This window comes from Cupriavidus sp. MPR-AND1C (genome assembly GCF_058809705.1).
Genome location: NZ_JBXASU010000052.1, coordinates 45,872 through 53,679, shown reverse-complemented (window position 1 = coordinate 53,679; position 7,808 = coordinate 45,872). Strand labels below are relative to the sequence as shown.

9 protein-coding genes are annotated in these 7,808 nt (G+C 65.6%); 6 read left to right on the top strand and 3 right to left on the bottom strand.

Features of this window, described 5'->3' with window-relative positions; translation table 11 throughout:
• Positions 1-433 precede the first annotated feature (433 nt).
• Positions 434-1,210, bottom strand: a complete 777-nt coding sequence (locus AC1RWI_RS24570; RefSeq protein ID WP_043349911.1) for an enoyl-CoA hydratase — start codon at positions 1,208-1,210, stop codon at positions 434-436.
• 204 nt (positions 1,211-1,414) lie between these two features.
• Here AC1RWI_RS24570 and paaG point away from each other — a divergent pair, with 204 nt between their 5' ends.
• Genes paaG through paaK form a run of 3 tightly spaced genes read left to right on the top strand, consistent with a single transcriptional unit; the run spans position 1,415 to position 4,092 of the window.
• Positions 1,415-2,227, top strand: a complete 813-nt coding sequence (gene paaG / locus AC1RWI_RS24565) for a 2-(1,2-epoxy-1,2-dihydrophenyl)acetyl-CoA isomerase PaaG (protein ID WP_236701933.1) — start codon at positions 1,415-1,417, stop codon at positions 2,225-2,227.
• Between the two features lie 59 nt (positions 2,228-2,286).
• Complete coding sequence (paaI, locus tag AC1RWI_RS24560) at positions 2,287-2,733, top strand: hydroxyphenylacetyl-CoA thioesterase PaaI (RefSeq protein WP_043349914.1); 447 nt, start codon at positions 2,287-2,289, stop codon at positions 2,731-2,733.
• A gap of 57 nt (positions 2,734-2,790) precedes the next feature.
• Positions 2,791-4,092 (top strand): phenylacetate--CoA ligase PaaK, encoded by a 1,302-nt coding sequence (gene paaK, locus AC1RWI_RS24555; protein ID WP_043349915.1) that lies wholly within the window; start codon positions 2,791-2,793, stop codon positions 4,090-4,092.
• 63 nt (positions 4,093-4,155) lie between these two features.
• Here paaK and mltA read toward each other — a convergent pair whose 3' ends face one another.
• Positions 4,156-5,325, bottom strand: a complete 1,170-nt coding sequence (gene mltA, locus AC1RWI_RS24550; protein WP_043349918.1) for a murein transglycosylase A — start codon at positions 5,323-5,325, stop codon at positions 4,156-4,158.
• 88 nt (positions 5,326-5,413) lie between these two features.
• Here mltA and AC1RWI_RS24545 point away from each other — a divergent pair, with 88 nt between their 5' ends.
• Positions 5,414-5,641, top strand: coding sequence for a hypothetical protein (locus tag AC1RWI_RS24545; RefSeq protein ID WP_043349921.1), 228 nt, complete (start codon positions 5,414-5,416; stop codon positions 5,639-5,641).
• Between the two features lie 25 nt (positions 5,642-5,666).
• Here the strand turns inward: AC1RWI_RS24545 and apaG are convergent, their stop codons facing one another.
• Complete coding sequence (gene apaG / locus AC1RWI_RS24540; RefSeq protein WP_006162582.1) at positions 5,667-6,041, bottom strand: Co2+/Mg2+ efflux protein ApaG; 375 nt, start codon at positions 6,039-6,041, stop codon at positions 5,667-5,669.
• A 166-nt stretch (positions 6,042-6,207) separates the two neighbouring features.
• Here apaG and rpe point away from each other — a divergent pair, with 166 nt between their 5' ends.
• Both rpe and gph read left to right on the top strand, forming a co-directional pair.
• Complete coding sequence (rpe, locus tag AC1RWI_RS24535) at positions 6,208-6,918, top strand: ribulose-phosphate 3-epimerase (protein ID WP_006162583.1); 711 nt, start codon at positions 6,208-6,210, stop codon at positions 6,916-6,918.
• The gene (gene gph / locus AC1RWI_RS24530; RefSeq protein WP_492869302.1) at positions 6,915-7,646 is read left to right on the top strand and encodes a phosphoglycolate phosphatase; all 732 of its coding nucleotides are present in this window, start codon (positions 6,915-6,917) and stop codon (positions 7,644-7,646) included. Before rpe ends, gph begins: the two co-directional genes overlap by 4 nt.
• Positions 7,647-7,808: the final 162 nt, after the last annotated feature.

The following is a 7,808-nucleotide window of genomic DNA, read 5'->3' as shown; positions in this document are numbered from 1 at the left end:
AAAGACCGAAGTCTTCCGCATCCGCTATCAAGCGCCCACACTTATCGGTTGTTTGTTTGTTAAAGAACTGGCCGCGGTTCGCTTTGCTTACCGCGTCGCTGCGTTTGCTGCAGCAGAGAAACGAGATTATGAAGCGTGATCATCGTTTCGTCAACAGGTTTTTTACTTCAGCTCGCTGCGCCGTTCGCGCCGCCAACCACCCCGCCAACCCCGCAACCCTTGTCCCGTCTGCTTTGCAGCGGCGTTTCGTGTTGCGAGGGGGCGAATCATAGGCGTCTCCCCGGGCCTTGGCAATCGTTTTGTCACATGAGTATGCGATGCATGCCGAAGGCACGGGAATAACCCATTGATCTATAAAGAAAATGCAGCTCGCTTACGCCGCACCGAAAGGTGAATACCCGATGAAACTGCTCGGGTATTCACCTATCAAGTTTTAGCGATGCTTGAAATCGGGCGCCCTCTTCTCCACAAAAGCGGCCATCCCTTCCTTCTGGTCTTCCGTCGCAAAGGTGGAGTGGAACAAACGGCGCTCCAGGTGCACGCCCTCGGAAAGGCTGGTCTCGTAAGCCGCGTTGATCGACTCCTTGATCATCATCACCACCGGCAACGAGAAACCGGCAATGGTCTCGGCGGCGGCCAGCGCATCGTCGAGCAGCTTGTCGGCGGCAACCACGCGCGACACGAGGCCGGCGCGTTCGGCTTCCGCCGCGTCCATCATGCGCGAAGTCAGGCACAGGTCCATGGCTTTGGCCTTGGAGACCGCGCGGGGCAGGCGCTGGGTGCCGCCGGCGCCGGGCATCGTGCCCAGCTTGACCTCGGGCTGGCCGAAGCGGGCGGTATCGGCGGCAATGATGATGTCGCACATCATCGCCAGTTCGCAACCGCCGCCGAGCGCGTAGCCGGCCACAGCCGCGATCACCGGCTTGCGGATGCGGCGGATCGTTTCCCAGTTGCGCGTGATGTAGTCGCCCTTGTACACATCCATATAGGAGTACTTGGCCATCATGCCGATATCGGCGCCTGCGGCAAAAGCGCGTTCGCTGCCGGTGATCACGATGCTGCCGATGGCTTCATCGGCGTCGAAGGCGAGCAGCGCCACGCCCAACTCATCCATCAGCGCGTCGTTAAGCGCGTTCAGGGCCTTGGGGCGATTCAGCGTCACCAGGCCAACGCGCCCGCGCGTTTCGACCAGAATGTTCTCGTACGGCATGTGTTCTCCTCTTGGAATGGGAAGTCGGAAAGCGGAAAGTGGATCGATTCGTTACCCTGCGAGACGATACTCGCGTGCGGAAATTAGTGCTACCATTTGCCGACCGACTGGTCGGTTAATTTAAACGGCGATCCGGATCCTCTTATATATAAGTGACCGCGTGCCGCCGGACATAGCCTCCACTGACATGGCAGGAGACGAAAGATGCCAGACACGCCCCCACAAGCCAGCCTGACTTCCGGCCCGATACTGCTCGCCTGGCATGGCCAGGTTGCGGTCATCACGCTGAATCGCCCCGACAAGCTCAATAGCTTTACCCGCGAAATGCACGCCGTGCTACAGCAGGCACTCGACCATGTGGAGGCCGGCGGCGCCCGCGCCCTGCTGCTGACCGGTGCCGGGCGCGGCTTCTGCGCGGGGCAGGACCTGGCCGACCTGGATTTCACGCCCGGCGCCATGACCGACCTGGGTGAGTTGATCGATGTGTGGTTCAACCGGCTGATCCGGCGCCTGCAAAAGCTGCCGCTGCCGGTGATTGCCGCCGTCAACGGCACGGCGGCCGGCGCGGGAGCCAACCTGGCGCTGGCTTGCGACATGGTGCTGGCGGCGCGCTCGGCCAGCTTCATCCAGGCCTTCGTCAAGATCGGGCTGGTGCCGGATTCTGGCGGCACCTGGCTGCTGCCCAAGCGCATCGGCATGGCCCGCGCCATGGGCTTGGCCATGACGGGCGACAAGCTCAGCGCCGACGAGGCCGAAAAGTGGGGGCTGATCTGGGAGGCAATGGACGATCCGTTGTTGCCCGAGCAGGCGCTGGCGCTGGCCACGCACCTGGCGGCCCAGCCGACGCGCGCCCTGGCCGCCATCAAGCAAGCCATGTACGCCGGCGCGAGCCAGGGGCTCGATGCCCAGCTCGACCTGGAACGCGACCTGCAACGTGAGCTGGGCGCGTCGCCCGACTATGCCGAGGGCGTGAACGCCTTCCTGGAAAAACGCGCGCCGCGCTTCACCGGGCGATAGGATCGCCAATACCGCAGCCCGCAGCGCTGCGCAGCCAACAGCCCCAACAGGAGACCAGCTTGACCCACAATCCCCAGGCCCTCGCGGAAAGCGCCGCCGCCAGCATGTACGAAGCCGACACCTGCAGCCGCTGGCTGGGCATCAGCGTCGAGGCCGTGCGGCCCGGCTACGCGCGCTTGTCCATGCCGGTGCGCCGGGAGTTCCTCAACGGCCACGGCATCTGCCACGGTGGCCTGATGTTCACGCTGGCCGACTCGGCCTTTGCCTTCGCCTGCAACAGCCACAATATCAATACGGTGGCGGCAGGCTGCAGCATCGAGTTCCTCAAACCCGTGCAAGGCGGCGACGTGCTGACGGCAGAAGCCACGGAGCAGGTCCTGTCGGGCCGGCATGGCATCTACGATATCCGGGTGACCAACCGCGCCGGCGAGCCGGTGGCAATGTTCCGCGGCAAGTCCGCGCAGATCAAGGGGCATGTGGTCACCCCGCCGGACGCGGCGCAGTGATGCCTGGCCCGGACACATACAAATACAAGCAAACATAAGCCCCGCGCAGGAGACACCATGACGCGCCTGACAGATCTGCCGCTCGAGCCGATCGAGACCGCCAGCCGCGACGCATTGCAGGCGTTGCAACTGGAACGCCTGCAATGGTCGCTCAACCACGCCTATCAGAACTCGCCGGTCTACCGCCGCAAGTTCGATGCCGCCGGCGTCCACCCGAACCAGATCCGCACGCTGGCCGACCTCGCCCGCTTTCCGTTCACCACCAAGCAGGACTTGCGCGATAGCTACCCATTCGGGATGTTCGCCGTGCCGCAGGACCGCGTGGCGCGCATCCATGCCTCGTCGGGCACAACCGGCAAGCCCACGGTGGTGGGCTACACCTTGAAGGACATCGACACCTGGGCCACGGTGGTGGCGCGCTCGATCCGCGCGGCCGGCGCGCGGCGCGGCGACAAGGTGCATATCAGCTACGGCTATGGGCTCTTTACAGGCGGACTCGGCGCGCACTATGGCGTGGAAAAGGCAGGGCTCACCGCGATCCCGTTCGGTGGCGGCCAGACCGAGCGGCAGGTGCAGCTGATTCAGGACTTCAAGCCGGAAGTGATCATGGTCACGCCCAGCTACATGCTGGCCATCGCCGACGAGTTCGAGCGCCAGGGCATCGACCCGACCGCCAGCTCCCTCAAGGTCGGCATCTTCGGCGCGGAACCGTGGACGCCCGAGATGCGCCTGGCCATCGAGAAGCGCATGGGCATCTCGGCTGTGGATATTTACGGGCTGTCGGAAGTCATGGGGCCGGGCGTGGCCAGCGAGTGCGCACAGACCAAGGATGGCCCGACCATCTGGGAGGATCATTTCTACCCGGAGGTGATCGATCCCCTCACCGGCGAGGTGCTGCCCGACGGCGAATTCGGCGAGCTGGTTTTTACGTCGCTGTCCAAGGAGGCCCTGCCGATCGTCCGTTACAGGACCCGGGATCTCACGCGGCTGCTGCCCGGCAGCGCCCGCGGCGCCTTCCGCCGCATGGAGAAAGTGACTGGCCGCACCGACGACATGATGATCATCCGGGGCGTCAACGTGTTCCCCTCGCAGATCGAGGAGTTGATCCTCAAGCACGCCGAACTGGCGCCGCACTACCAATGCGTGCTGACCAAGGATGGCCATCTCGATGTGCTGACCGTGCGCGTGGAATGCGCACATGGCGTCGACCCGGCGGCCACGCATCAGGCCAGTGCCCAGCTGACCTACGACATCAAGGCCTTTATCGGCGTCACCGTTGGCATCGAGATCCTGCCTAGCGGCGGCGTGGAGCGCTCGGTGGGCAAGGCGCGGCGCATCGTCGACCAGCGCCCGCGCTGAAGCGCTGAACGTGCAGAGGCAGCAAGGGCCGGCCAAGGAATGGCCGGCCCTTGCTTTCATGCCCTAGCTGCGCGGCATCAGCACCCACATGCGCCCGCCCTGCTTCATCCGTCCGGCGGCCTCGCCTGCCGCATCGCCAGCCCCCCAGAAGAAGTCGGCCCGCACCCCGCCCTTGATGGCGGAGCCCGTATCCTGCGCGAACATCAAGCGCTGGATCGGCTCGGACGACAGCGGCCGCGTGGTCGAGAGGAAGACCGGCACGCCCAGCGGGATGGTGGCGGGATCGACCGCGATGGAGCGCTCGGCTGTCAGCGGCACGCCCAGCGCGCCGACCGGGCCGTCGTTATTAGGCGGCAGTTCGCGGAAGAACACGAAGCGCGGGTTCACATTGAGCATTTCATCCACGCGCCCCGGGTTGGCCCGCGCCCAGGCCTTGATGCCTTGCATGGTGGCCTGCGCCGGCGTGATCTCGCCGCGGTCGAGCAACCACTTGCCGAAGGAGCGGAACGGCTGGTCGTTGGTGCCGCCGAAGCCCACCCGCATGACGCTGCCGTCCTGCAGGCGGATCCGGCCGGAGCCCTGGATCTGCAGGAACGCGGCTTCCACGGGATCATCGACCCAGACCAGTTCCTGGCCGCGCAGGGCCGGGTTCTGCAGCAGTTCGCCGCGTGCCGGCAGCGCCCGGTTGCCCCATTGGGGCGGCTTGCGATACAGCGGGACCTGGTACTGTCCCTGGCGCGTGCGTGCGCCGTGCAGGATCGGCTCGTAGTAGCCGGTGATCAGCCCGCTATCGGTGCCGTCGCCGTTGACGACGCGAAAGGGCTGGAAGTTGGATTCGAAGTAGGCGCGCATTGCGCCCAGGTCGCCGGCATCGACCATCAGGCCGAGCGCGCAGACGCGGTTCCACTCGGCGCGCTTCTTCAGGGCCTGGCAACTGGCCTGCAGCGCCGGCCAGGCGGCGCGCATGTCGTCCTGGCTCCAGCCGCCGATCTCGCCCCAGCTGGCGGCTTGCAGCACGCCCTTCTGGGTGGAACCGGTCGGCGGCGCCACGGGCCGGGTGCCCGGGCCTTCGATGCGGGGCGGCGGGCCGCTCATGCAGCCGGCCAGCAGCGTGGCGGCGGCGGCAAGCCCGAGCCAGCCGAGCCGGCGGCCGCTGGCAGCGGGACTTGCCCGTCCCGACGCGATGCGGGAAGACGAAAAAGGAAGTCGGAAAAGGGAATGCAGGTATGCCATCTTGATTGGGTGAAAACTCAGCGTATCGCGGCCGGACGCATCTGCCGATGACCTACAATGCCCACCGTCGCCTCCACGTAGCCCTGTCATGAGCAAGTTCTTCGAAGCCCATCCCATGCTGCTCTTCGCCCTCGAGGCCGGACTGGCGCTCTTCCTGCTGATCTTCATCGTGGTCTGGACCATGGGCACGGCCAAGAAGAACCCGCGCCCCAGCCGCGCGCCGGACGATCATCCGTCGCGCGCGGGCCATGGAGGAAATGCGGGACAAGGCACGGCGCGTACCCAACAGGATCAGGACAGCGCTTCGGGCCAATAGGTTCCGCCGCGTTCAGTACAACGTCTCAGTGCAACATGCGCGGCAGGACCAGCGCAAACTCGGGGATCGGCACCTCGAAGCGATGGCCATCCTCGGCCACGCAGAAATACTCTCCCTTCATCGAGCCCACCGGGGTCGAGATCGTGGCCCAGCTGGTGTACTCGAAATGCTCGCCCGGCTTGAGCAGGGGCTGGTGCCCGACCACGCCAAGGCCAGCCACTTCCTGGGTGCCGTTGTCGCTATCGGTGATGACCCAGTGCCGGGAGATCAGCTGCGCAGCCACCTCGCCGGTATTGTGGATCGTGATGGTGTAGGCGAAGGCATGGCGCCCGCGCTCAGGGTCGGACTGGTCGGCCAGGTACTGGGTACGTACGGCCACGGAAAACGCGTATTCGCTCATTGTCGACACATAAGAGGCGGGATCAGGGTAGCCGCATTGTGCGGCATGGCTCCGGGGGCGGCAAGCTAAGCCGCCGCAAGCTGCCTGTCCGGTGGCAGCGGCGCCCCGCGCTGGGAGGGTAAAATACCGGCTTCCCCCTTGAAGCACCCTCCTTTCGAGCCCCGCCATGAGCACGCCCACCTACCGCATCGCCCCGTCCATCCTGTCCGCCGACTTTGCCCGCCTGGGCGAGGAAGTGCGGCGCGTGACCGCGGACGGCGCCGACTGGATCCATTTCGACGTGATGGACAACCATTACGTGCCGAACCTGACCGTGGGCCCGCTGGTGTGCGAGGCGATCCGCCCCCACGTGACCGCCCCGATCGACGTGCACCTGATGGTGCGCCCGGTGGACCGCATCATTCCGGACTTCGCCAAGGCAGGCGCCAATATCATCACCTTCCACCCGGAAGCCAGCGAGCATATCGACCGCTCCCTGGCGCTGATCCGCGAACACGGCTGCCAGGCCGGCCTGGTGTTCAACCCGGCCACGCCGCTGCACCACCTGGACCACGTGATGGACCGCATCGACGTGATCCTGCTGATGTCGGTCAACCCCGGCTTCGGCGGCCAGTCCTTCATTCCCGAGACGCTCAACAAGCTGCGCGCAGCCCGCAAGCGCATCGACGCGTACGCCGAGCGCACCGGACGCCGCATCCTGCTGGAAGTGGACGGTGGCGTGAAGATCGACAACATCGCCGAGATCGCCGCGGCGGGGGCCGACACGTTTGTCGCCGGTTCCGCCGTGTTCAGCAAGCCGGACGCCGACGGCGGCTACAAGGGCGTGCTGTCGGCCATGCGCAGCGAGCTGGCCAAGGTCGGCAAGGCAGGCCAATGAGCTCGGCGCAGATGAAGCGCACCGACTGGCGCGGCATCCGCGGTGTCATCGTGGACCTGGACGGCACCATGGTGGACACTGCCGGCGACTTCCACGCGGCGGTCAATGCCATGCTCAAGGCGCTGGTCCACCTGCATCCGCAGCTTGGCAACACCGCGCCGATGAGCAAGGAAGAGATCGTCAGCTTCGTCGGCAAGGGCTCGGAGAACCTGATCCGGCGCGTGCTGGATGCGCGCTTCCCGCCGGCCCACGCCAACGGCATGTTTGCCGATGCGCTGGCGCTGTACGACCGCGAATACCTGCGCATCAACGGTCAGTTCTCGCAGGTCTACCCCGGCGTCGCCGAAGGCCTGGCGGCCCTGAAGGCAGTTGGCCTTCGGATGGCCTGCGTGACCAACAAGCCGCATGGCTTCACCGAGCCGCTGCTGGCCAAGACCGGCCTGGGCCGGTTCTTCGAGCTGGTCTATGGCGGCGACGCCTTCGCCCTGCGCAAGCCGGATCCCCTGCCCCTGCTCAAGGTAGCCGAGGCATTCCGCCTGGAGCCGGCCGAAATGGCCGCGATCGGCGACTCGGAAAACGATGCGCAGGCAGCCCGCGCGGCGGGCATGGGGGTGCTGCTTGTGCCCTACGGCTACAACCACGGCAATCCTGTACAAGGCGTTGACGCCGATGGTATAGTCGATTCCATTGTTCGCGTTGCCGATCTGTTGGCGGCACACCGGGCATGACCCCGGCGGCCGCAAGGCCGCCGAAGCCAAAAGCACCACCCGACATCCAAACCATAAATCGCTGAACACGATTTCATGTTTCTGAACCGCAAACGCATCTCTTCTGGCAGTGATCGGCAGGCCTGGCCCTGGCGTCGCTGGCGCGCCTCCCAACAGGCGTAA